The sequence below is a fragment of the Mesorhizobium sp. M0174 genome (assembly GCF_040322275.1).
In the GTDB taxonomy this organism is placed as follows: domain Bacteria; phylum Pseudomonadota; class Alphaproteobacteria; order Rhizobiales; family Rhizobiaceae; genus Mesorhizobium.
This window is the reverse complement of the sequence record NZ_JAMYTB010000001.1, coordinates 363,428-385,953: the sequence shown is the minus strand read 5'-3', so window position 1 is coordinate 385,953 and position 22,526 is coordinate 363,428. Positions and strand designations below refer to the sequence as shown.

General features: G+C 59.8%; 27 protein-coding genes, 1 tRNA gene and 1 pseudogene. 13 read left to right on the top strand and 16 right to left on the bottom strand.

The genetic code is table 11. The features are described 5' to 3' along the window. Positions 1-37: 37 nt before the first annotated feature. Positions 38-733, bottom strand: coding sequence for a response regulator transcription factor CtrA (gene ctrA / locus NKJ13_RS01840; protein ID WP_006203583.1), 696 nt, complete (start codon positions 731-733; stop codon positions 38-40). A gap of 451 nt (positions 734-1,184) precedes the next feature. Here ctrA and NKJ13_RS01835 point away from each other — a divergent pair, with 451 nt between their 5' ends. Then, positions 1,185-1,562, top strand: coding sequence for a flagellar export protein FliJ (locus NKJ13_RS01835; RefSeq protein ID WP_023719275.1), 378 nt, complete (start codon positions 1,185-1,187; stop codon positions 1,560-1,562). Positions 1,563-1,624: 62 nt separating this feature from the next. Here the strand turns inward: NKJ13_RS01835 and NKJ13_RS01830 are convergent, their stop codons facing one another. Then, a complete protein-coding gene (locus tag NKJ13_RS01830; protein ID WP_352737758.1) occupies positions 1,625-2,020 on the bottom strand; it encodes a winged helix-turn-helix transcriptional regulator in 396 nt (131 codons plus the stop codon). 94 nt (positions 2,021-2,114) lie between these two features. Between NKJ13_RS01830 and NKJ13_RS01825 the strand changes: the two genes are divergently transcribed. Beyond that, the gene (locus NKJ13_RS01825) at positions 2,115-3,041 is read left to right on the top strand and encodes an NADP-dependent oxidoreductase (protein WP_352776999.1); all 927 of its coding nucleotides are present in this window, start codon (positions 2,115-2,117) and stop codon (positions 3,039-3,041) included. 57 nt (positions 3,042-3,098) lie between these two features. Here the strand turns inward: NKJ13_RS01825 and sciP are convergent, their stop codons facing one another. Continuing rightward, positions 3,099-3,374: a CtrA inhibitor SciP gene (gene sciP, locus NKJ13_RS01820; RefSeq protein WP_023679563.1), complete on the bottom strand. Its 276-nt coding sequence runs from the start codon at positions 3,372-3,374 to the stop codon at positions 3,099-3,101. Positions 3,375-3,635: 261 nt separating this feature from the next. Between sciP and mnmA the strand changes: the two genes are divergently transcribed. Next, on the top strand, positions 3,636-4,826 hold the full coding sequence (gene mnmA / locus NKJ13_RS01815) for a tRNA 2-thiouridine(34) synthase MnmA (RefSeq protein ID WP_352776997.1): 1,191 nt from the start codon (positions 3,636-3,638) through the stop codon (positions 4,824-4,826). A gap of 14 nt (positions 4,827-4,840) precedes the next feature. Here the strand turns inward: mnmA and NKJ13_RS01810 are convergent, their stop codons facing one another. Beyond that, positions 4,841-5,800 carry a Gfo/Idh/MocA family protein gene (locus NKJ13_RS01810; RefSeq protein WP_254819113.1) on the bottom strand — a complete coding sequence of 320 codons (960 nt, stop codon included), beginning with the start codon at positions 5,798-5,800 and terminating at the stop codon, positions 4,841-4,843. Between the two features lie 235 nt (positions 5,801-6,035). On the opposite strand from NKJ13_RS01810, the gene NKJ13_RS01805 reads away from it, so the two are divergent. After that, a tRNA-Met gene (locus tag NKJ13_RS01805) sits at positions 6,036-6,112 on the top strand. Positions 6,113-6,202: 90 nt separating this feature from the next. Further along, the gene (locus tag NKJ13_RS01800; RefSeq protein ID WP_352776996.1) at positions 6,203-6,619 is read left to right on the top strand and encodes an alpha/beta fold hydrolase; all 417 of its coding nucleotides are present in this window, start codon (positions 6,203-6,205) and stop codon (positions 6,617-6,619) included. Positions 6,620-7,136: 517 nt separating this feature from the next. On the opposite strand, the pseudogene NKJ13_RS31565 reads toward NKJ13_RS01800, so the two are convergent. The 3 genes and pseudogenes from NKJ13_RS31565 to NKJ13_RS01790 form a co-directional block, all read right to left on the bottom strand. Then, a pseudogene (locus NKJ13_RS31565) lies at positions 7,137-7,260 on the bottom strand (DUF4326 domain-containing protein); the annotation flags it as partial. A 577-nt stretch (positions 7,261-7,837) separates the two neighbouring features. Next, complete coding sequence (locus NKJ13_RS01795) at positions 7,838-8,554, bottom strand: pentapeptide repeat-containing protein (RefSeq protein ID WP_352702922.1); 717 nt, start codon at positions 8,552-8,554, stop codon at positions 7,838-7,840. A gap of 2,201 nt (positions 8,555-10,755) precedes the next feature. Next, complete coding sequence (locus NKJ13_RS01790; RefSeq protein WP_167522729.1) at positions 10,756-10,917, bottom strand: hypothetical protein; 162 nt, start codon at positions 10,915-10,917, stop codon at positions 10,756-10,758. A 224-nt stretch (positions 10,918-11,141) separates the two neighbouring features. On the opposite strand from NKJ13_RS01790, the gene NKJ13_RS01785 reads away from it, so the two are divergent. Beyond that, entirely contained in the window at positions 11,142-11,813 is a 672-nt protein-coding gene (locus NKJ13_RS01785; protein ID WP_352478425.1) for a Crp/Fnr family transcriptional regulator, read from the top strand. Between the two features lie 36 nt (positions 11,814-11,849). On the opposite strand, the gene NKJ13_RS01780 is transcribed toward NKJ13_RS01785, so the two are convergent. From NKJ13_RS01780 to NKJ13_RS01760, 5 genes are all read right to left on the bottom strand, one after another. Beyond that, entirely contained in the window at positions 11,850-12,077 is a 228-nt protein-coding gene (locus tag NKJ13_RS01780; protein ID WP_352506240.1) for a hypothetical protein, read from the bottom strand. 33 nt (positions 12,078-12,110) lie between these two features. Next, positions 12,111-12,356 carry a hypothetical protein gene (locus NKJ13_RS01775; RefSeq protein WP_352737698.1) on the bottom strand — a complete coding sequence of 82 codons (246 nt, stop codon included), beginning with the start codon at positions 12,354-12,356 and terminating at the stop codon, positions 12,111-12,113. Positions 12,357-12,948: 592 nt separating this feature from the next. Further along, on the bottom strand, positions 12,949-13,128 hold the full coding sequence (locus NKJ13_RS01770) for a YodC family protein (RefSeq protein WP_352478420.1): 180 nt from the start codon (positions 13,126-13,128) through the stop codon (positions 12,949-12,951). A gap of 80 nt (positions 13,129-13,208) precedes the next feature. Next, positions 13,209-13,418, bottom strand: a complete 210-nt coding sequence (locus NKJ13_RS01765) for a DUF982 domain-containing protein (protein ID WP_352776995.1) — start codon at positions 13,416-13,418, stop codon at positions 13,209-13,211. Positions 13,419-13,544: 126 nt separating this feature from the next. Then, positions 13,545-13,805, bottom strand: coding sequence for a hypothetical protein (locus NKJ13_RS01760; protein WP_352478416.1), 261 nt, complete (start codon positions 13,803-13,805; stop codon positions 13,545-13,547). Positions 13,806-14,006: 201 nt separating this feature from the next. Between NKJ13_RS01760 and NKJ13_RS01755 the strand changes: the two genes are divergently transcribed. Next, a complete protein-coding gene (locus NKJ13_RS01755) occupies positions 14,007-14,168 on the top strand; it encodes a DUF6894 family protein (protein WP_352702918.1) in 162 nt (53 codons plus the stop codon). Positions 14,169-14,778: 610 nt separating this feature from the next. Here NKJ13_RS01755 and NKJ13_RS01750 read toward each other — a convergent pair. Together NKJ13_RS01750 and NKJ13_RS01745 are read right to left on the bottom strand one after the other, a co-directional pair. Beyond that, positions 14,779-15,021 carry a DUF982 domain-containing protein gene (locus tag NKJ13_RS01750; RefSeq protein WP_352478412.1) on the bottom strand — a complete coding sequence of 81 codons (243 nt, stop codon included), beginning with the start codon at positions 15,019-15,021 and terminating at the stop codon, positions 14,779-14,781. Between the two features lie 4 nt (positions 15,022-15,025). Beyond that, positions 15,026-15,202 (bottom strand): hypothetical protein, encoded by a 177-nt coding sequence (locus NKJ13_RS01745; RefSeq protein ID WP_352478410.1) that lies wholly within the window; start codon positions 15,200-15,202, stop codon positions 15,026-15,028. Positions 15,203-16,057: 855 nt separating this feature from the next. On the opposite strand from NKJ13_RS01745, the gene NKJ13_RS01740 reads away from it, so the two are divergent. Both NKJ13_RS01740 and NKJ13_RS01735 read left to right on the top strand, forming a co-directional pair. Then, a complete protein-coding gene (locus tag NKJ13_RS01740) occupies positions 16,058-16,750 on the top strand; it encodes a hypothetical protein (RefSeq protein ID WP_352691722.1) in 693 nt (230 codons plus the stop codon). A 122-nt stretch (positions 16,751-16,872) separates the two neighbouring features. Then, positions 16,873-17,334, top strand: a complete 462-nt coding sequence (locus tag NKJ13_RS01735; RefSeq protein ID WP_352736938.1) for a recombinase family protein — start codon at positions 16,873-16,875, stop codon at positions 17,332-17,334. A 121-nt stretch (positions 17,335-17,455) separates the two neighbouring features. Here the strand turns inward: NKJ13_RS01735 and NKJ13_RS01730 are convergent, their stop codons facing one another. Next, on the bottom strand, positions 17,456-17,722 hold the full coding sequence (locus NKJ13_RS01730) for a hypothetical protein (RefSeq protein WP_352506246.1): 267 nt from the start codon (positions 17,720-17,722) through the stop codon (positions 17,456-17,458). Between the two features lie 116 nt (positions 17,723-17,838). Between NKJ13_RS01730 and NKJ13_RS01725 the strand changes: the two genes are divergently transcribed. After that, complete coding sequence (locus NKJ13_RS01725; protein ID WP_352506247.1) at positions 17,839-18,096, top strand: hypothetical protein; 258 nt, start codon at positions 17,839-17,841, stop codon at positions 18,094-18,096. A gap of 614 nt (positions 18,097-18,710) precedes the next feature. Here NKJ13_RS01725 and NKJ13_RS01720 read toward each other — a convergent pair. Next, positions 18,711-18,917 (bottom strand): hypothetical protein, encoded by a 207-nt coding sequence (locus tag NKJ13_RS01720; RefSeq protein WP_352506248.1) that lies wholly within the window; start codon positions 18,915-18,917, stop codon positions 18,711-18,713. 479 nt (positions 18,918-19,396) lie between these two features. Between NKJ13_RS01720 and NKJ13_RS01715 the strand changes: the two genes are divergently transcribed. From NKJ13_RS01715 to NKJ13_RS01705, 3 genes are all read left to right on the top strand, one after another. Beyond that, positions 19,397-20,599, top strand: coding sequence for an ABC transporter substrate-binding protein (locus NKJ13_RS01715; protein WP_352478408.1), 1,203 nt, complete (start codon positions 19,397-19,399; stop codon positions 20,597-20,599). A gap of 77 nt (positions 20,600-20,676) precedes the next feature. Continuing rightward, positions 20,677-21,543 carry a branched-chain amino acid ABC transporter permease gene (locus tag NKJ13_RS01710; protein WP_352478406.1) on the top strand — a complete coding sequence of 289 codons (867 nt, stop codon included), beginning with the start codon at positions 20,677-20,679 and terminating at the stop codon, positions 21,541-21,543. Between the two features lie 5 nt (positions 21,544-21,548). Next, positions 21,549-22,523, top strand: coding sequence for a branched-chain amino acid ABC transporter permease (locus NKJ13_RS01705; protein WP_352702916.1), 975 nt, complete (start codon positions 21,549-21,551; stop codon positions 22,521-22,523). The last annotated feature ends 3 nt before the right edge of the window (positions 22,524-22,526 follow it).

The window sequence follows — 22,526 nt, the reverse complement described above, 5'->3', positions numbered from 1 at the left end:
AAAAAACCGGCGCCCACCTTGGGATCACGCCCCTAGCTCAGGCGCTGACGCGGATATCTTCGGGCTCACGCAGCACATAGCCGCGGCCCCAGACGGTCTCGATGTAATTCTGCCCGCCAGACGCGGCGTCAAGCTTCTTGCGCAGCTTGCAGATGAAGACGTCGATGATCTTCAGCTCCGGCTCATCCATGCCGCCATAGAGATGATTGAGGAACATTTCCTTGGTCAGCGTGGTGCCCTTGCGCAGCGAGAGCAGTTCCAGCATCTGATATTCCTTGCCGGTCAGATGCACGCGCTGGCCACCGACCTCAACGGTCTTGGCATCGAGATTGACCACCAGGTCGCCCGTCGTGATGACCGACTGGGCGTGGCCCTTGGAACGCCGCACGATGGCATGGATGCGGGCGACCAGTTCGTCCTTGTGGAAGGGCTTGGTCATGTAATCGTCGGCGCCGAAGCCGAGGCCGCGCACCTTGTCCTCGATGCCGGCCATGCCGGAGAGGATGAGGATCGGCGTCTTCACCTTGGAAAGGCGAAGCGTTCTCAAAACTTCATAGCCCGACATGTCGGGGAGATTGAGATCGAGGAGAATGATGTCGTAATCATAAAGCTTGCCTAGATCGACGCCCTCTTCGCCAAGGTCGGTCGTATAGACATTGAAACTTTCTGATTTCAGCATCAGCTCGATGCTTTGTGCGGTTGCACTGTCGTCTTCTATCAGCAGAACGCGCATTTCATTCCCCTTTTCTGCTGCCGGACCATTTCACGACCCGTCCAGGACCGGAGCAGTGATTGCCCTGAGCAGAGGCTGCCATCGAATGGTTAATAAAACCTAATTCCCCGTCCGTGACGGTATCAGATTTTTTAACCCCTTTCTACACCTTGTTGAATCCAATAACGAATCACAGACCCAAACCGTTAATGCGGCACATTAATAAGCCAGACTAAGTGACTCTTCGGACTCGTTGGCCGGGTTTCGCGACGAGAAGCAGAATTTTTACCCGCCCTTAAGTCCTGAGCCGTATGATTAACAATGCCCGTAAACGAATGGTTACCGCCGGCAAAAAACTTTAGGAGTTTGTTTCCCATAGTTCCGGGAAAGCCGGTGGAAACGGGTCACGCCTGGGCCTTGCCGGGTGAATTGGACGATATGTGCAGGTGTGCGTTTCCGGGAGTACCGAATCATGAAGTCACGTGAAAACCTCGTTCGGCTGAAGCAATTTCAGGTGAGCGAGAAGCGGCGGCAGCTGCTGCAGCTCGACATGATGATCGCCGAATTCGAGCGCATGGCCGTCGAGCTGGAACTTCAGATCGCTGCCGAAGAGAAGAAGGCCGGCATCACCGACATCAATCACTTTGCTTATCCGACCTTCGCCAAGGCGGCACGTCTACGCCGCGACAACCTTAGAAATTCGCAAAGCGACCTCGCCCAGCAGCGAAATGTCGCCGAATCACTGCTGAGCGAAGCCGAAGCGGAGCTTTCCAAGGCCGAGATGCTGGAATCGCGCGACACCAAGGCGCGCGACACGGAAGCCGGCGGCCGCAGCGCCATGATCGGCTGAAAACAAGACTTTAACGCGCGTCGCGCTTGCGCGCTATTGCTGCGCACCGAACTGTGCCCACCTCAGGCACTCAAATCTTCTTGCTGTTCCGCCGCCCGTGCGCGCGCATTTTTGATGTCGGGCACATGCTGCTCCGACCAGGCTCTGATCTGATTGAGCAGTCCTGCCAGGTTCTTGCCAAGTTCGGTCAGCTCATATTCGACCCGCGGCGGAACGACCGGGAAAACCTCGCGCCGCACAAGCCCGTCGCGTTCCAGGATACGCAGCGTCTGCGTCAGCATTTTCGGCGTGATGCCTTCGAGCTTGCGCGCCAATTCGCCGTTGCGGAGCCGGCCCCGGCGCAGCGCACAGATCACCAGGTAGACCCATTTGCTGGCGAGCGTCTCGAGCACGGCGTGTGACGGGCACGACCGCCGAAAGGCGTCATAGCCGAAAGGGGAAACATCTTCACTATCCATGAGGTGCGTATATATCAAAAAGGTACATACTAGACAAGAGAATGTAACTATCCAAAATGATAGTGGCACATCAAAACCAGCAGGAGAGCCTTCCATGCGTGCCATTATTCAGAATTCCTTCGGCGGACCCGACGTCCTCGTCGTTGCCGATCGCCCCGCGCCATCACCCGAGGCCGGCGAAGTGCTCGTCCGCATCGAGGCGGCCGGCATCAATCCGGTCGATGGTGCGGTGCGCGGCGGCCACTATCCGCTGCTTGGCGAGCCGCCTTTTGTCCTTGGCTGGGACGTTTCGGGAGTTGTCGAGGCGCTGGGCTCCGGCGTCTCCGGCCTCAAGGTCGGCGATGCCGTGTTCGGCATGACGCGCTTTCCCAAACAGGCGGCAGCCTACGCCGAACTCGCCGCTGTCCCGGCTGATGAGCTTGCGCCGAAACCCGAAGGCATGGATCACGCGCAAGCCGCCGCACTGCCGCTGGCCGGCCTGACGGCCTGGCAAGGCCTTGTTCGCCATGGCCGGCTCGAACCTGGTAAGCGCGTGCTGATCCACGCCGGAGCCGGTGGCGTCGGCCATCTGGCGGTACAAATCGCCAAGGCGCACGGCGCTTACGTCGTCGCGACCGCCAGCCCGGAAAAGCTCGATTTCGTCGGCTCGCTCGGCGCCGACGAGGTGATCGACTACACAAGGGATGATTTCACCGGGAAGGCCCGCGACATCGATCTGGTTCTGGACCCGTTCGGCGGCGTGCATGCGGAGCAATCACTGAAAGTGCTCACCGCTGGCGGCGTTCTGGTGTCGCTGCTCGATGTCAGCGATGCCACCAAGGCAAAGGCCAGGACGCGAGGCGTCCGCGTCGAGCGCATGTCCGTAGTGCCCGACCGTGCCGCCCTGGTGGAGCTCGGCAAATTGATCGACGCGAAAAAGCTGGCCGTCCACGTGGCAAAGGCGTTTCCGCTCGAACAGGCCGGTGCCGCCCATGCCTTTCTCGCCACCAGGCCGATCGGCAAGGTGGTGCTGACGGTCTGAAATTGCAGATCGTCGCCCCTCGCAAACGTAAGGGCGCTGATCAGCGCCCTTACCGGCCTAATGCCGGTATTGCTGGATGCGCGTGGTGCGCAGGCCGGCAAGGCCGTATTCGTCGATCGACGCCTGCCAGGACAGGAATTCCTCGGTGGTGAGCTTGTAGCGCTGGCATGCCTCTTCGAGGCTCAAAAGCCCGCCACGCACCGCCGCCACCACTTCCGCCTTGCGCCGGATAACCCAGCGACGTGTGTTTGTCGGCGGCAGATCGGCGATGGTAAGTGGGCTGCCGTCTGGCCCGATAACATATTTGACTCGCGGTCTAATTAGATCGGTCATCGTACTCTCTACAAAAAACTCAAAGACCCAATCCCCACCACATTACCGCCACAGCTTTAAAATTTGCCTAAGCAGACCCTAATGGTTAGGTAAGGATCATGAACGCGGCGTTAGCCTTTTCATCGGCATTTGAAACATCTGCCGGCATGCGCGTTGAACCCGGCAGGAAAAATGAACCGGCCCGGCAAAGCTGGCGCAGTCGAGACGCTTGACCTATATTCCGGCCATTGGCACTGAAGCGCCGCGCAGAACGAAAGAACCATGAACAGCCTCGATCTTCCCGGACGCCCCGAAAACACCCGCGTCGTCGTCGCCATGTCGGGCGGTGTCGATTCGTCGGTCGTTGCCGGCCTCCTGAAGCGCGAGGGCTACGACGTCGTCGGCGTCACATTGCAGCTTTATGACCACGGCGCGGCAACGCACCGGGCCGGCTCATGCTGCGCCGGCCAGGACATCGACGATGCCCGCCGCGTCTCCGAGACGCTCGCCATCCCGCATTACGTCCTCGATTACGAGGAGCGCTTCCGCAAGGCGGTGATCGACCCGTTCGCCGAGAGCTATGTCGCCGGCGAAACGCCGATCCCTTGCGTCTCCTGCAATCAGACGGTGAAATTCGCCGATCTTCTCGCGACCGCCAAGGAACTCGGCGCCGATGCGCTGGCCACCGGCCACTACATCCGCTCCGGCGCCAATGGCGCCCATCGCGCGCTTTACCGGCCGGTCGACGCCGACCGCGACCAGAGCTATTTCCTGTTCGCCACCACCCAGGCGCAGATCGACTATCTGCGTTTTCCGCTCGGCGGCCTGTCGAAGCCTGAAGTTCGCGCCATCGCCGAGGAGATGGGACTGACGGTCGCCGCCAAGCAGGACAGCCAGGACATCTGCTTCGTGCCACAGGGCAAGTATTCCGACATCATCGCCAAGCTGAAGCCGGCTGCCGCCAATCCGGGCGACATCGTCCATATAGACGGGCGCGTGCTTGGCCGCCACGAGGGCATTTTGCGCTACACCGTCGGTCAGCGCCGCGGCATCGGCATCGCCTCCGGCGAGCCGCTCTACGTCGTCCATCTCGACGCCGACCGGGCCCGTGTCGTCGTCGGCCCGCGCGAGGCGCTGGAGACCCACAAGATCTTCTTGCGCAACATGAACTGGCTCGGCGATGGCCCGCTGACCGCTATCCCGGCGGCCGGGCTTGAGCTTTTCGCCAAGGTACGCTCGACGCGGCCGCCGCGCCCGGCGGTGCTGCATCACCGCGCCGGCGTCACTTCGGTGGAGCTGGTTGACGGCGAGTCCGGCATCGCCCCCGGTCAGGCCTGCGTGCTCTATTCCGGCGACGGCAACGAGGCGCGCGTGTTCGGCGGCGGCTTCATCGAGCGCTCCGAGCGCGGCGCCGAAGCCGAGGCGATGCTGACGCGGCTTGCCGTCCAGCCGGCGCGGGTTCCCGCCGAATAGAGGGCGTTTTCTCTTTAGGGTCTGGTGTGGGCAACGGTGCCGGCGGTCAGGATGCGCAGCACGCGGATGGCTTCCTCACCGCTGGTGCGCGGTTCGGCCCGCGTCTCGATGCAGTGGATGAAATGCTCCAGCTCGCGCGTGAGCGGCATGCCCTCGCCGACCGCCACATAGGACGGCTCGTTGGCGGTGAACGCCCATTGGCCGCTGTCCTGCCACACCGCATGGCGGTAGACGGCAAGCTTGCGCTCCCACGGCTCGACATCGTCGAACACCGCCATCGCCTTGGTGCCGACCACGGTCAGCCGCCGTTCGCGGTAGGGATTGAGCCGCGAGGCGAACAGATGGCCGCGCAAGCCGCTGGGAAAGCGCATATGCAGATGCGCAAAGTCGCTGAGATTGTCGAGAAGGGCAGCGCCTTCGCCGCGCACCTCGACCGGTTCGGTGCCGGTGATGGCCAGGATCATCGACAGATCGTGCGGCGCCAGATCCCACAACGCATCGTTTTCGGTGTGGAACTTGCCGAGCCCGAGCCGATGCGAGTGGATGTAGCGGACTTCGCCGAGTTCGCCATTGTCGATCAGCGCCTTCAGCGTCTCGAAGGCGGGATGAAAGCGCAGCACGTGGCCGACCATGAAGACACGGCCATTATCGGCGGCCGCCTGCACCGAACGCTCGGCATCGGCCACCGTCAGCGCGATCGGCTTCTCCACCAGCACGTCCTTGCCGCCGAGCACGGCGCGCACCGCCATGTCGGCATGGAACTGCGGCGGCAGCGCCATGACAATGGCGTCGACATCGTCGCGGGCAAACAGCGCCTCCGGCTCGATCGCCAGGCAATCCTGCTCGCTGGCAAAACCCTCCGCACGCGCAGGGTTGACGTCCGAAACCGCATGCAGCGCGCCGAGCGCCTTTAGGGTGCGGATGTGGTTGCTGCCCCAGTATCCGCAACCGAGGACTGCAATGCGCGGTTTCATCAATTCATGACCATGGCTTTCGTGGCCGAGACATAGCGACGTGCCTCGCTGAACTCAACCCCGGCCTGTGCGCCCAATGTCTGCCCGGCAAAGCTTTAGGCGCCAGCAATATGCCGGCGCGGCAGCCACTTCGATGCTTGACAGGCTTGGCCTCGCAACCTTATATCCGCGCGACCTTGGCGAACGCGCCGATATGCCTGCCGATTTAAGCTGGATTTCGGGCCTTCGCCGCCCTGGCGGGGTAGCTCAGTTGGTTAGAGCACGGGAATCATAATCCTGGGGTCGGGGGTTCAAGTCCCTCTCCCGCTACCAAAAATCGAATAAGTTACTGAAATAACTAGTAAATCATGCATATGTGGTAGCGCCCCCCAGACGGCTCCAGCTGGAGCAAGGTCATTTCCATTGCTGCAGAGCGCCGGACTTCGCGTCGTTGCCGTCCAGAACCCACTGACCTCGCTTGCAGACGACGTCGCTGCCACTGAACGGGCCATCGAGGCCGCGCCGGGAGATGTGATCCTCGTTGGCCACTCCTGGGGCGGAATGGTGATCACCGAGGGCGGAACGGCGGACAAGGTCAAAGCCTTGGTCTACGTTGCCGCCTTCGCCCTGCCGAAGGGCCAGTCAGCCACCAGCGCTACGGCGGGAAGTCCGCCGGCGCCTTGGACGTCGACCCCTGCAGAAGGACAGCGGCGACTTCCTGACCGTACCCCAGGAGGGGCTGGGCAAGTATTTCGCTCAGGACGCGACGCCCCGAGGAGGTTGCGGTTCTCGCGGCGACGCAGCAGCCATCGGCGGCCCGTCTCTTCGACGAACGGCTGACCCGGGCGGCGTCCGAGACCAAGCCCAGTTGGTTCGTGGTTGCGAAGGCTGACGGTGCGATCCCGCCGGCGTTCGAAGGTTCGATGGCCAAGGCCATCAAAGCGCATATCACCGAGCTCGAGGGCAATCACTTGATCATGTTGACCAAACCTCGTTCGGTCGCAGACGTGATCATCGACGCTGCAAAATCGGTGCGGTAGCTGTGACGGCGATGTCTCGATAGCGGTGGCAGCGCGCCTAGTGTGCGCTGTCGCTTAGGACTGTGCGAGTGGCGCCCTCTCGTGACCATCCAGCGACGCTTGCCGCGGGTCAAACTTAGCTATCCACATGCCATTGTGCGCCAAGGCCCGACACGGTGACTTACGGGCCCCTAGCGCGACTAATTCCGCTATGAAGGGACCCTGTCGATTTCAGTTCGTTGCTAGGTCTTTTGGTTCAATAGGTCCGCCAGCAAGTGCCTGCTTGGAACTACGGGCCAAGAGCGAGGGAGGGGGTTCGTTTCTTTCACTCCAAGGCGCCAGCAGGCGAGGTTCTTGTTGCGCAGCTCGTCGGCGTTCTCGGCGACGAACTGGCATGTTCGCTCCAGCGCCTCAATATCGGGATCGGCGCCGACGCGCAGAAAGGCCGGCGAGCAGCGCCTGCACCTCAACGGTCAACGCTCACGATCTGCGCGAGATGGCCGTCGAGGAGCGCCGCGAGTTCCTGGGCGTCATCCCGCTGGACATCCGTATCCAGTTCAGCCAGGCGCTGCCGATGCGCTTCGATACCATGCCCTCCAGTCCGGCCTGATCGAGGAATATCACCTGCACGTGAGGCCGTTCGTGCTCGGCAGGGGCAAGCAAGGCCTCCGCTGCAACTGGTGTCGAGCACATTGATCGATGACGATACGGTTCATTTGATCTATGTGTGCCGCGAGACTGAACGATAAGGCGCTTCGGCGCCAACAGGCGAACCAACACGTACGTCCGCAATGGGCCTGATCCCGGATCTTCGCACCGAGGTCTCACATGTCCGCTCGCGTGCTGGGTACCCTAGCAGCGGACGGTCTGCTCGGCCCCATTTCTGCCGCCTCGGACCGCGTGGGTAGTGGAGAAATACGCCCGATTCCATTCATCCGCCCCCGGCTGTCGCAAAAGTTATATAGCGCACACGATGACATAGGGGGTTCTCAGTTTCATCCTGTCGGGCGTAGCATTGCCGCGGTTCGCTTGCCGACAACTATTCCTGCTGGAATTGACAGGGCCAATCTTCAGGCCTCGTCAGGCCAGAAGGCAACTCGGTCCGGGCGTCTCCGCAAGCCATGTTGATCTGCCACTGGGACAGACCCACCGAATTGGAAAGGTCGACGCCCTCGATACGGGTCAGAAAGAAAAAGGCGCGGTCAAAGTCTATCGGCGCGGTGAACGTCGCTCCTCGGAAGTCCGCCCGTGCGAGATTGGCAAACGAGAAGCGGCTGCCGCTGATATCGGCGTCATGGAACTGCGCACGCCCCAGTTCTGCCTTTGTGAAATCAACATTGGTCAGATTGGCGTCCTGGAAATTCGAGCGCTGCATTTCCGCGCTCGCAAACGCAGCGCCCTGCGCGTCCATACGGCTGAAGTCGGTCCTGTAGCCCTCGATTCTGTCGAACCGGGCGCCTTTGGCGGTCGAGTCGGCCAAGGAAGCACGCACAAGCGTTGCCTTCTCAAGATTTGCGGCAACGAGATTGCTGTTCCTGAGGTCGGTCGAAGTGAAATCAACACCGAACAGGTTCGCCCCGCTCAGGTCCTGTCCTTCTAGGATGAGAAGCTTCTTGTCACACTCGTGCCAATTGACGCCAGGCGTCGCGGCTGCGTCGCAATTTTGAGCGGCAGTGGCGTTCTGCCAAGCAAACACAGTGCAAACCGCTAGAACCAAGCCGGATGCGCCGTAAGCTCTGGTTCGCCTCAAAGTCATTGTTGCTCGACCTCTGCCACTCGCCGACACTCAACCTTACCACATCTGCTGACACTCGAGCCACGGTGACCACCGCCGTCACAGTTGGCGCATTTCTGATATTCAAGCTTTGATGTTAATCAACCGATCAACCCGCGCGTAGGGCGCGATTTGCGAGCGCCTCCCCATATCATCCGCGGTCCAGCAGAGATTCATTTGTCACCGGCCAGGCGCATCATTCCGCAGGTATGTTTGACTAAGCCGAGGAGAGCGGTCGTTCAGGATGGCGCAGTCGCGTGCCAAGATTGGCCTCCGCTCTGGACGTTTGTCTTGCTAATGAGGAGCCTGCTCGGGTGCTGATCGCCACCGCCGGCGTCCGCTGCCGACAAGCGTGAATCCGCTTGGTTCCGCACCGATCGGTACTTGCCGACGGCGAGGTTGACCCGGCACGGGGTGCTCGTCGCGTATCCTGATTCCGCTGTCGGATAAACCCCACGACTTCGCTTAGCGAGGCCGAAGTTGATCTCTGCCATCTACCAGGTCGAACCATCAACCCCGCATATTTGTGTCGTAAGCTGACGTGCCGCGAATACGCCGTTTTCGGTGAGGGAGGATTCGAACTCCGCGCTTGGAAGAGCGTCCTTCTCGTCTTCACCGTGCACGCCGGTTACGTGGGCGGCCGAGTGCCCTTCCGCGCTTCGCCAAACCTGCCGTGGAAAAGGCCTTGCCGTTTTTTTCCGGCGGGGCTTTGGTCAGATCGCGACTAGTAGTGATTTATGCTGAAACTGGTTGCAGAGTCCGGAGTCGGACTTATTTGCGCTGATTAAGAGGCCCCGTCAGCAAACGAACTCGGTCACAGCACTGTATTGGCGGTATCCCTCTACCGACTCGAACCGCGACCGTTTCTTAGGTCGCGCCTACCGTTTTGCACGCCCTCCCCTGCCCGGCCGTGGCGGAAGGTTGAACCAGTTGGGCGACTGCTAGGTTCCAGACTGGAGGTAAGGTCGGCTCGCTGAAAGCACGGCAGGTGGCACGCGGCACATGCGCGACAACGGCGGTGGAGGGTTTGAGAGGGCCGGAGCCCCGACAGCTTTCGGGAGTTCGAACGATATAGTCGAACGGCCGAAATCGGGGCGCAAAGCTGCCATTCGGCACAAAGATAACAAATAGCATCGGCGATCGGCTGAAGCCGCTCCTTCTCAGTCTGCTGGCGAACCGCGTAACCGGGGCAGATTTCCGGGCGAAGGGGTTTGCAGGCGAGCGCGTTCGTGATTCACCCTATGCGTGACGCTACCACCGACTGATTCGTTTGAAGGCTGTCGCTCGCGGAACTCCGCGGGTTGGTTACTGCGCTGATCGGCGAAGTGCGCGGTCCAAACATGGTTCGAAGTGGTCGATCGCAGGGCCGCGTCGCACGGTGCAGAAGGCCATGCATCGTTGATTATGCGCAAACTGCTATCGCGCGCCTAGTCGGAACTCGCGCATCGAACAGTACATCACATCGTCCGTCCCCAGCGCACCGGCGGCCTCCCCGCTCGCAATCCAAATAGACGTCTTTCAGCTGTTTGATTGGCATGTCAGCGTGAGCGAACGCGAGGTCCTGGGCGTCAGAAGCCGACAATGAAGCCGGACTGATTGCGATCAGCACGGTGCCGAGCGTCACAGGCGCGAGGGACTTAACAACTGACATGATCATTTTGAGATCCTCCCCAGCTCCCGTCGGTCAACATCCAGTCCTTGGGGTCGCAGGTGTAGTGCCGTTCGAAGGTCCCGTCCGCGCGCCGCTGCTTGTCGAAACCTCGATGTAAGGCTCGATCGCGCGCTCGTGGACCAGCCAAAGGGGATCTCGGCCGAGGCGTAGCCACTGCCGGCGGCCAACCGTTTCGGGATCGAGGCCGAAGCGATCCTGGTGCGCTCGATCGTCGTGCCGGCCGCGCCTGCCTCCGCATGACGGATGGCGCGGCTTCGCAAATCGCACATGATTTCGTCACGTGAGATGCCGATGTCGCCAAGGACGTCATCGGGTAAACGGCTCAACTGGTCCGTTGCCGACAAGAGAGCTTTTCGCTCGGCGCGGAGGCGTAACCACCTGCGAAATGGACCAATGGCGGCAGCATGAATTATAACCATGATCAGATCCTCCCTTCATTGATCTGAATTGACCGGTACGGAACGGCGCGAACGGCACTCCGGGCGAGAGCGTCAGGCGTCCGCGAGGCAAATTAGGCGTAGTGGTCGATGGATTGGTTTTGCCGCGGCGTGCCCATACGGCGGGCGGTGGCTGGCCCCGGGCCACGCATGTAATAAAGCTCCGGGCGGTAGCGCGGCGCGACGAATTTGCGAAACCCCGCAGCAAGTTTTGTGACGGGAGCCAAGAATTTCATGACTGTTCCCTTTCCCTTCGCCGGCTTGCGCACGAGCCGGCGGGCCTGACGTTGCAACAAGGATATGACAGTCGAACCAGGCTCGGCTGTGGGAATTCCCACACCGGGGAAAACATTGGCGAAATCCGCTCCCAGTTTGCATCCCGGAAAGCGGGACCTACGGCCATCAAATTTCCTTGGATAGGGAGTAAGGTGAAGTACACTTGATTGAACAAGAGACCGTTGTGACAGGCTCTCTGGCCTTCATCTCAAGACTTTGCGATGCCGACCTGGCCGCGCTGACCAAACGGTGGCACGAGCGCAGCTATCGACACAACGAGCTAATCATTTCCCACGGCGACACTGGTCGCGATGTCTTCTTCCTGCTGGAAGGACGTGCTCGCGTGACACTGGTTTCAGCGGACGGCAGGGAGATAGCGTATCGCGATGTCGAACCGGGTGACATTTTCGGGGAGCTCGGAGGCATTGACGGGATTGCACGCTCTGCCAGCGTAGTCGCGCTGGAGGCAACCCGCGCTGCACGGCTGTCCGGCACAGCATTCCGGGATATCGTGATGACCCACCCGACTTTTGCCTGGGTGCTGCTTGAGCATCTGTCTGCCCAGCTCCGGCGCATGACCGAGCGGGTATTCGAATACAGCACTCTGGTCGTGCGAAAACGGCTGATCGTCGAGATCCTGCATCGGGCGGAGAAAGCCGCACTCGTGGACGGCGAGGTGTCCATAAGCCCGGCACCGACGCATTCCGAGCTGGCGGCAACGATGAGCACGCACAGGGAAGCGGTCTCGCGCGAAATGAGCGACCTCGCCAAGAGAGGCCTGATCGAAAAGCGCGGCAGCAGGTTATTGCTGCATGACGTCTCGGCACTACGGGCGCTGGTCGACAAGAAGGAATAGCGAAGGCTGTCGCTGCGGCGGGGGGCACCGCACGTTTCATACTCCTCGGCCGCAAGTGAAGCGTTCCCGCATCTCCCGGTTCAAGGTGATAAAGGCGCTCCCGACATAGCGTCCTGTGCCACGCTCGGCCATTAGGGCGAAAGCCGGCTCGGCGTAGATGATCGACTGGATGTAGAACGCTTCGTGAGGGGGATAAATCCCGCCATACTGAACTGCAGTCAGCGTCTCCCGCCGTTTCCGAGTGTCTTCGTCCAAACCTTCCACGGCAATGCTCCCGATCCCGTCTTCTGGCCCCACTTAGTCCTTCCCGAGGACAAGGCGCAATCGTCGGTCGAAGTAACGCTTGTGAAAGACCTCACGGCCGCTCCGGAGCTTATAGGTCGTCCAGAAGTAAATGGCGTTTCTGTTGCTGCCGGCGAGATCAATCCCGGCCATTGCCTCCATGTTCGGTCTCGAAGCGGTTCGGCGGCATTCCTCAAGAAGTGCCTCGAATGGCACCGTCAGAAACTGCTTCAGTTCCGCTTCCGCGAACAGGTCCTCCACGGGATCGAACTTGCCGATGCCGACCCGCTCGCATTCGCCCAGCGGCCTAGCTGGCTTAATGCTGCGAAACGCTAGTTCAAAACCCCTGATTTCCCCCCTCCACCGGTCGCCGGTCCATCACCTCGCATACCCGCGCGGCGTGTTCAGGTTTGACACGGGGACCCAGGCACACGCGACGAAGCGCATCGTCGAGAAAGTGCTTAGGCCCGGCTTGGCCAGTAACGAAGCGCCATTCCTTCTCGTGAGCCCATTCACCGCGCTTGCGCGTGATGCGAGCAATCACCGCCTCTTCGAGATGCTGCGCCCCCATGTCGGCGAGCGTGAGCGATGGCAGAGCGTTGCGCGCGCATAGGTCACCGGGCGCAGTTTCTCTGCATGGAAGTCACTGATCATGAGGTCAGCAGTATCGAACTCTAGGCACATGCCCGCGAAGTTGCTGCCGTGATAAGCCCACATCGGCAGATGGGTGGGCCGATCTTGCTCATGAGGTTCTGGGCTTTGGTAACGTTCTCCAAGATCAGCGCCATCAAGCAATGCTCCGTTCGTAACAATCAAAGGCAACGTGGGACCCCCTGTCAGGAAGGCGCGGCGACTACTTCGGCACGGCTTTGAGCATTTCACCTTTAATCCTGACGGTCTCAAGCTTGTACGCCCCGCCGTCGTTGTTGAACCATTGACACATAAACCCGCCGGCACTCTGCGCCTCGTTGATCGTCATGTTAGGACCGCCAGACTTTAGCTCCACCACATCGCCAACTTTGAAATCAGACATAAATTCTCTCCCAATGTTTGAGAACGACCAGTAATCAGACGTGAGACGCGGTGGAAAGCGGAATGGAGACCTAGCTAGATTTAGCGTAGCACCCCCTCCTCCTCGGCAGCGGCCTCGAAGGCTTTACGAACATCCCTGGGTGACACCTGGCCCTCAAAGGCGTCGCTGCAGGCTTGCACCGCCAGATTCCACTTCGGTCCCCTCTCGGTCCACTTCATGAGTTCCTCGGCGGCACCCTCGACATTGTTGCAGCCGTAGGTGACCCCAAGTCGGTCAGTCTTGACGTACACCGGAGGGGAGAACCAATGGGTTGCCATGAGGGGGCCGCTCTGCGCTCATCATCGAAGACCGTGGGCATACCGCTTCGCGAACCTGAGGTCCGCTTTTCGTTGCCAGACGGGCAGAGCGCCTAAACTTCAAATCGCACGGCCCAGAGCAGATGAAACTACAGCCGCATGTGTTGCCGGCAGTTCGAACAGCATGGGCAGGTGGCGACACTCGGCTTCGTCCACGATCAGCGCCTCAATAGTCGCGATGGAAAGATGGCTTCTGAGGCGCAGCCGGACAACCGCGGCGAGCTTGTGAACGGGCACCGGTACCGCCCCGGCGTACTGGTCTAGAAGATTGTTGATTTCGGCAACTACTTTTGGATCGACGGCGTGGGGCAATGGCAGCATGAGAGCGCTTCCTTTCGGAAGTAACTCTAAGCCGATCGGGGCGATGAGTCTTGGCGGGTACGTTTTTAACCAAATATCGCGGACATCATTAGACGTCAGGTCACGCTCGTTAGCGTTGCGCGCATTAGAGCGGCCAGCGCCCGCTGCACAGCCAATCGCAACGCAAGCGTGAACCATTCTCGCGTTACTGTGTTTGTAGGGATGCCGCGCTATTTCTTCGACTTCACCGACACTGGCAAAGTCTTCCTTGACGTTGTTGGTACCGATCTCCCGGACCTCGAAGCTGCAAAGGCGGAGGCGGTAAAGGCCTTGGTTGAGATTACCAAGGATAAGCTGCCGGATGGCCCTTTCGAGAATTTGTGATGACCGTTCGCGACGAGTCCAACGAAACGTTCTTAGAGGCTATGATCAAGTTTGAGATGCGGGCGCGCTAGCTCTGCAAAGATGGTTTCCGATTGGTATCACTTGATAGACAGCTCTCGCTTACAAATAGACAGTTCTCGGTTGAATGAGCGTCGCGCGCGCACAGACATCGATGACCTTCGGCTCTCACTTGATGAAACCCGCCGCGTAATTGCGGCATCCCGTAAGCTGCTGGACCGGATGGCGAACCGGTTCGATGAACACGAGTGGAGGGTTCCTACTCTGGTGAGAGATACACCTTGGCTTCCTTGGCGGCAGCCTCAAAGCCCTTTCGTACCACCTGAGGGTCAATCGGATCGCTCTCTAGATCTGACAGGCAAAGGTTCACCGCCTTGTGCCAGCGGGTCCTCTGCGGGTCCACCTCTTGAGTTGCTCAAGGGCTGCCCTCGCATTGTTGCAGCCATGCCTGTCGCCGGTTTCAGTCTTCACGAACACGGGAGGGACGAACCAATGGGTTGCCATTGAGGGATAATTAGAGGGGGTGGAATGTTTGGTAGAGATGTCTGGACCGGTGATCGAATTTGGCTCGCGCGAAGAGCGATGCGACCTGCTAATCAGGAAAAAGCCTACCCTCCTCCTTAGCGGCAGCCAGGAATGCCTTACGGGCCTCCTCAGCTTCCATCTCGTCGAATATCACGGCCATGCAAACGCTCACCGCGAGGTCCCAGCAAGGGCCACGCTTCGTCCACTTCAGCAGCTCCTCGCCGGCTGTCTCGGCGTTGTTGACGTTGCGAAGGGTCCCGGGACGCTCGGTCTTGACGGGGACCGGAGGGGAGAACCAATGGAGTGCCATACAGTCACTCTTTGTCGGCCCTATCAAGTTCCTGCAGCAAATGCTTTTGCTCAGCCGGCAGCTCCCGTTCTACGGGCAGATTTAGCAGGTTGCGAAGGTGATTGCGGATTACCTCTGAAGTGATCCACCGCCGCACAACTTCGGCAATAACCTTCTGTTTGGCTTTATCGATTTCAGCCATGTTCGGGCCTGCATGCTTAAAAGGACCGAACTGCACCGCGAGCGGATTTGTTCCTTTGAATGATGGGCGGAATGTTTGGTAGAAATTTCTCAGCAGGGGATCGGATTACTGGCTCGCGCGAGGACCCCCTGCCCTCTCGACCCTATAGAGCGCGCCTCGATCCGCCTTTGGTCCCACAACCCCGGATCGGTCGTCCCGACGTACACCTGAGGTCGAACCAATGGGCTGCCGGGAGGACTATTCGTGGAGGTCGAACGCGACTGACAGTCCGAAGGCCGGGGCCGCAGTGACTATAAGGTAGACCAGCTCATCGTCAGTAACCAGCAGATACGAAGAGTCTCGGCGTATCTCTGCGATGGTCTCCTTTACGGATAAGACTTCACCGCGAGAGGCTTGCAGGATCACTTTCTGAACAAGGTCCTTCGTGGCAGCTGCGGCGGGTGGAGAGTTCGGTTGATCGCCCATCCTGGGAGCCCCCTCAAGCTAAACCCAAGCGATCATTGATGATCCACAGTGGTAAAAAATCAACATACGATTTCGTGTGAAGGGGGCGGAATGTTTGGTAGAAATTTCTGAGCGGGGGATCGGATAACTGGCTCGCGCGAGACTCCCCCATGCGCCCTTCGCTTTCCGCCAGCGAGGCCGTAACATGTTGTGTCGGAGAGTTGGACCCCAACATGGTGAGTCTGAGCCAGAAGTTACGGAGCAAGCAGCCGTTCTGCATCTATTGTGCCGGATCGACTCGCGGCGTCGACATCGACCACGTACCGCCAAGGGGGCTGTTCGATGGAAAGTGGCGACCGAAGGGCGGGGAAGTGACTACCTGCAAGCAATGTCACTGAAGGGACACGCGAGATGGACGATGTCGCGGCGTTCGCAAGCCGCTTCCTGCCCAACCCGACGACGGCTGAACAGCATGACGACGTCAAGCGGTCGATCAAATCTGTGTACCGAAACTATCCCAGCCTAATCGCCGAACTGGGCAGACCGAAGGAGGACGGCCGCTACGTTGAAGGGCGGAGGAGTGCTGGCGGCGAACGGGCCGATCATGTCCTCCGTAATGACTACCTTCGCCGCTCGCATGGGTTTGCCCTTCACCACTGGGTTACTGGGGAGATTGTCGGCCCGGCTGGTGGCGTGTTTGCGCGATGGCATTCAAACTATGAACGATTTCAAGGCCGGCTGCCCCAAGCATTTCTGGACATCCTCGGGGCGGATTACACCATGTCGCAGGGCCGGAAGAATGTGGGAGATCAGTTCAGCTTCAGGTTTGTCAAAGGCATGGAGCTTGGGGTGACCGGGTATTGGGCAATGTTTCGGCAATCGTTCGCGGTCATGGCGTTCGTCTCCCAAAACATGGCTGAACTTCGAGACGCGGCGACCGGGGTTCCTCAAAGGCTATTCCGTCAAGTTCTTGGGGTCTTGGCCCGGTCAGTACGGTCAGCCGTTCCTGACGCCCTATTCCTTCATCAAGTGACCCACCGAGGCACCCGGTCTCGTATGGTATGCTCCAGCGGTACCAGCCAAACCGGAAACCATCTTAACTGAACTGAAGAGGGTTTCCGAACATGTCTTTCATCAGGGCCTATCTCCGCGCATCAACCAAGGAATAAGACGCAGGACGGGCAAGGGAAGACCTTGAACGATTCAAAAAAGAGCGCGGTCTGGCGGTGGCCGCCTGGTATGAAGAGAACGAGAGTGGGGCAACCTTGAAGCGTCCTGAGCTGGATCGGCTCATGCGCGATTGTCATCCCCAAGACGTGCTCTTGGTGGAGCAAGTTGATCGTCTTTCCCAGTTGAACGAGGCCGATTGGGAGAAGCTGAGAGCCGACCTGAAGGCGAAGCAGGTGCGCGTCGTGGCGCTGGACCTGCCGACATCCTGGCAGGCTGTCAGTGATGGAGGCGACGAGTTCTCCCGGCGCATGGCCGAGGCGATCAATAGTATGATGCTGGACATGCTCGCAGCCATTGCCCGCAAGGACTACACCGACCGAAGAAGGAGGCAGGTCCAAGGGATCGAGAAGGCCAAGGCCGACGGGCGTATGCGGGGCCGGCAGGAGGACGCGAAGCGGAACGCCGCTGCCTCGGCGATGCTGAAGACGGGCGCAGCTGGAATCAGATTGTCGACGTAATGGGCTGCTCTCGGGCGACCGTGGCGAAGCTGGCAAAGCGGGACAGGGCGGCATAGCGAGGAGCGCTCCCGCGACACCTTGCCTGCTTATCGCCGTTCATGCGACCGCGTATGCGGGGTGGCTATTTTGAAGACCAGAAATTTTGCAGATGGATCAGACTACCCCTATCGTGACCGAACTCGATGACGGAGAGGAAGAGCGCGACAGTCCCTTCAATGCCTATCGGTTCGCCGCATCGGAGAACACCAAGGCTATCGTCCAGGAAGCGATCGGGCTGCTCCTGAACTGCGAGGCCCATGTCGGGCTCAGGACGAACAAGCGCCGGAACCGGGATCAGGAAACATTCGACCTGACCGTTGACGCCGTTCTGTCGGGCCTCATGCACCATCACGTCGCCGAGGATCCAGGCGCTCCAACCGCGTTCTCGGCACAAAGAGCCGCTATCGACCACGCGTGTACAGCAAGATGTTCCCACACATTCTCGACCTCATGGCGAAGCCAGAGATGGATTATATCGAACAGCAGATCGCTGCGCCGGTGGAAGGCGCTGCCAGGGCGACGGTCATCCGGTCCGGTCTCCGGCTTCTTGACCGGATCGCTGAGCATGGGGTCGGAATCGATGACCTCGACGAACATCCGCACGGCGAGACCATTGTTCTGAAGCGCGTCAAGCTGGTGTCTACAAGATACTCAGCCAGAACAGGGCTGGCACCTCGATCTGCCGCCTTTTCTCGTTGCGGAAACGTGTATGCTGCAGCTTAGCGCGCTGTTTCCGCCCGGGTGGAGCTAGGCTGTCAGTTTAGTGAAGTCGTGGCGCCGCGCGCGAACATGTGCCAGCAAATTCGTTTCGTTTACGACCCCTGATTGAAAGAGATTCAGCGTGGTCGAGACCAGAATCTGACCGTCTATCGAAGTGCTGTACCATTTAGCGTCGGCGGTTATCTGGTCGACAACCCGCTGGCAAATCGCCCGATCTTTAGGTCTAAGGAACTGACTTTTCAGCACTGGTAGCATCTCGATGCCTTTAAAGGGGAGTCACTTGTCTCCCACGCGACCACGCGTGGGTCTCCCGAGAATGGATACTAAACGCATCTGGACAGAAAATTGCCATTCGTTTGAGGGGTACCGATGCGGGGCGTTGGGTCGATGACGTGGTTGCGATCCCGGCCGCGGTACGGAGGCGGGTCACCGACGACCGCCTCAGGGATACACGCACTTCCTTAGGGGGCGGCCCAGCGGCTTGGGTTAGGGGGCCGCTTGGCCTGACCAGCGAGCGTTCGGGAATGCTCGACTGACTGGTTAGTACATTAGACAAATCTAATGTACTTGAACCATGCGAACAAAGTACGCGGCGGTAAGAAAGTGGCTGGCACGATTCACTTACCGCGCGCTTTTGCCTTGGGTTCTGGCGAGCTTTCTGACGGGTTTGCAGCCAATTTTGCAGATCGCCGATCTGTTACCCACAGGGACTTTTTCCTCGCCACCAAATCATCACGATCGCCCTCAGCGGTCGCTCGGCTATGCATCGCAGCTGTGGCGTAGTCGGCTCTGTTGGTTCGATAGTCTTCTTTTTGGACAGTCATCGTTTGCTCCCAGTTTCATAGCCCGTCTTTTTGCCCTGGCGGGGAGATTAACTGCCGGTGCCTTACGCGAGTCAATCGATTAAACGACCACCCCGCAGTCGCGAGGGACGGGAAGCAAGCCGACAATTTTGACGTTGGAACGGCTTACAAAGTGCCGGCAACACAGCCGCCCTTTTGTCGGTGTGCGTTGATCGCGTCCATGTTGCCCTTCAGCTCCCCGATACGAGCATGCGCTGAGGGCGGGACGAAGTCTATGTGCCTTGATGGGATGCGGATTATATTCCTATTTTGTGGATGCCGCACCATCGCCGACACGAAGCCGTGCCGGTCCTACGTCCTTCCTCTACGACCGCACAAGATTGTCAACAATCTGTAAAAGTTTTGTTGACAGATAATTGATTTGAGCCTTGACTCACAAAAGTCCGCGTATCGGTCGAGTTCTGTCGCAACAATGCGCGGCCTCCAAAGGGGAAAGAACAATGATCAACAGACGTTCAATAATCACATTCGCCGCACTCGGCGCCGTCTCTGCGCTGGCAATCATGGCCGGCGGCACAATCACAGTGCAAGCCGCCAACAAGGAACTCAAGATCGGCTTTGTCGGCGTGACGAGTGGCGCGGCCGCTGCGTGGGGCACATCCAACGTCCGCTCGATGCAGACGCGCGCCGCCTGGATCAACGAAACCGGCGGGGTGAAGATTGGTGACGAGACCTATGACATCAAAATCGTCACCTTCGACGATCAGAAGGACCCGAAGCGGGCGATCGCCGGCATGGAGAAGATGGCCCAGGAGGGCATCCACTATGTCGTCGGTCCGAATGTCGACGACGGCGCGGCGGCGGTGCGTCCCGTGGCAGAATCCAAGGGCATCATCTATTTTCCTTACGCATTCCCGAAGGAACTCTACACCCCGCCGGCGTCCAACGCCGTGCTCGGCATGATCGCCAACTACCAGTCAGCTCCGGCGATCTACAAATATCTCATGGAAAACAGGGGCGTGAAAAAAGTCGCCTTTGTCGCCGCCAACGAATCCGATCCGCTGAGTCAACGGGATGGCGGTGTTGCCGCGGCAAAGGCGCTCGGGCTTGAGGTTGTAGCTGCCACGGACGTCTACCAAAACGATACCCGCGATTTCACGCCGGTACTGACGCCGATCGTTTTGCAAAAACCGGACCTGCTGGTGCTTTCGGGTGTCGCGCCCGGCAATGCTCCGCTGCTGATCCGCGCCGCGCGCGAGCTCGGCTACGAAGGTCTGATCTCCACCGAAACGGCGCAGGATGCCAAGGTGCTGGAAGAGGGCGCGGGCGAGTTGGCCAACGGTTTCATCTCAGTCGGCGGCGCATCGACGCCCGAAATCGCATCCGACATGATGAAGGAGTTCGTCGACCGCTATACGAAAATGTTTGGCGAATACAATGACGAGTCCAACACCAAGGTCTACGCGCTCGAATACATCATCGAGACGCTGAAGGCGAACCCGGCCGCGATCGACAATGTCGAGGAGTTCAAGAAGACGATCGACACTTTCTCGGCGCCCAATCCCTATCTGAAGGGCGATGCCAAGCTGACCTATGTCGGAATGACGTCGTTTGGCCAGAAGCGCCAGCTTTCGGTCCCGATGGTGGTCACGGAATACCGCGACGGCAAGTTCGAGACGCTCTTCGTCGCTCAAGTCGATTGACGCAATTGCACTGAAGCGGATTGCCGCAGAGGCTCGTGCATTCGCCTTGAGCCTCTGAATGGCCGGGAACCATCCTGATGGAACAAGTCATCGCCAACGGGCTTTATCTTGGTGCGCAATACGCCTTGATCGCGCTCGGTCTGACCCTGATCTTCGCTCTGATGAACGTGCTAAACTTTGCCCATGGGCAGATGTACGTTCTCGGTGGCTTCATCACCTACACCGTCTATGGCCAGCTCGGCATGCCTTTCGTCGTCGCGCTCGTCGCGTCCGGGATCACGCTGCTGGTCATTGGAGCGCTGGTCGAGAAATTCCTTTTCAGAACGGTCATTAGGCGAAGCGTGCGGGAGGAAAGTACGATGCTTCTCGCGGCGGCGGTCGCATTCTTCCTCGACGCCGTGATCCTCCTCCTGTTCGGCGAAAAGCAGCGCGGCGTGCCGAAGATCGTCAACGGCGTCTTCGTCTCCGACAGCCTCATAATGCCTTACGACCGGCTGCTGGTCGGCGCACTCGCCATACTGTTCATCGCCTCCTTCGTGCTTTTCATGCAGTACAGCAAGCCGGGACGCGCCATGCGGGCGCTGGCGCAGGACCGGGTCGCGGCACAGCTTATGGGCGTCGAGGTCGACCGCTATTCGATGATCGGCTTTGCGCTCGGCGCGATGCTTGCCGGCATAGTCGGCGGGCTGCTGGTCGCCATCACCGGCGTCAATTCGGGCATCGGCGGGCCGATCTCGATCAAGGCGTTCTTGATGGTGATGATCGGCGGCGCCGGCGTGGTCAGCGGAGCGATCGCCGGCGGCTTCATCCTCGGCATGATGGAATCGGTCGGCCTGACGGTGCTACGCCAATATGGCGACGTCACTTATCTCGTCATCTTCGCCGCGCTGATGGTGTTCCTGAGCATCCGCCCGAACGGGCTCATGGGCAAGCCGTGGGGGTGATCGACATGAAGCGTACACGCAACATCCTCGGCGTCGCTGTCTTCCTGCTGGTCGTACTCATCGGCGTGCCCTGGCTGATCGAGGCGACGGGTCGGCTCGACCTCTACTACACGCTGACTTCGGTCGCGCTGCTCAGCATCGCCAGCGCCGGGGTGTGGGTGACTTTCTACATCGGCCGCATCAATATCGGCCAGGGTGCCTTCGCGCTTATGGGCGGCTATGTTTCGGCCATCCTTGTCGTCCAGTATGGTGTGTCGTTCTGGCTGACACTGCCGCTGGCTGGGCTATTCTGCGCCGCTGCAAGCGTGCTGATCGGGCTGCCCATCCTCAGGCTTCGCGGCGTCTATTTCGCCATGGTCACGCTGGTTTTGACCGAAGTGGCGCGGCTGCTCGCACTGGCACTGCCGATCACCAACGGAGCCAAGGGCATGGTCAGCATTCCGCTCCCCGGCGGCATCTCGATATTCGGGCTGACCATCCTTCCGGATTTCGCGACGCTCGCCAATCCGCGTCCCGCCTTCTATCTGGTGTCGGTTGTGCTGATGGTGCTGTGCTTTGCAGCGCTCTACCGCCTAGTCCATTCGCGCATCGGCAAACTCTGCCAGTCGTTGCAGCAGAACGAGGAACTGGCCTCCTCGATCGGCGTCAATATCGCCTATCTGCGCGTCATCGCCTACGCCATCTCCTCGTTCCTCGGCGGTCTCGGCGGCGCGATGTTCGTCGCCATCTCTCAGTCGATCTATCCGTCCAGCTTCACCGTCACCGACTCGGTGAACTTCATGCTGAACTGCTTCCTCGGCGGGCTCAGCTACGTCTTCGGGCCGATGATCGGCACCTTCGTGCTCTATTTCGGCTGGGATTTCCTGTTCGAGACCGGCGAGTTCCAGTTGCTGATCTTCTCGTCGGTGCTGATCGCGCTGATGCTGTTCCTTCCCAACGGCCTGCTCAGCCTCCGGCTGTTCGGCAGGAAGCAGGGCTAGGAC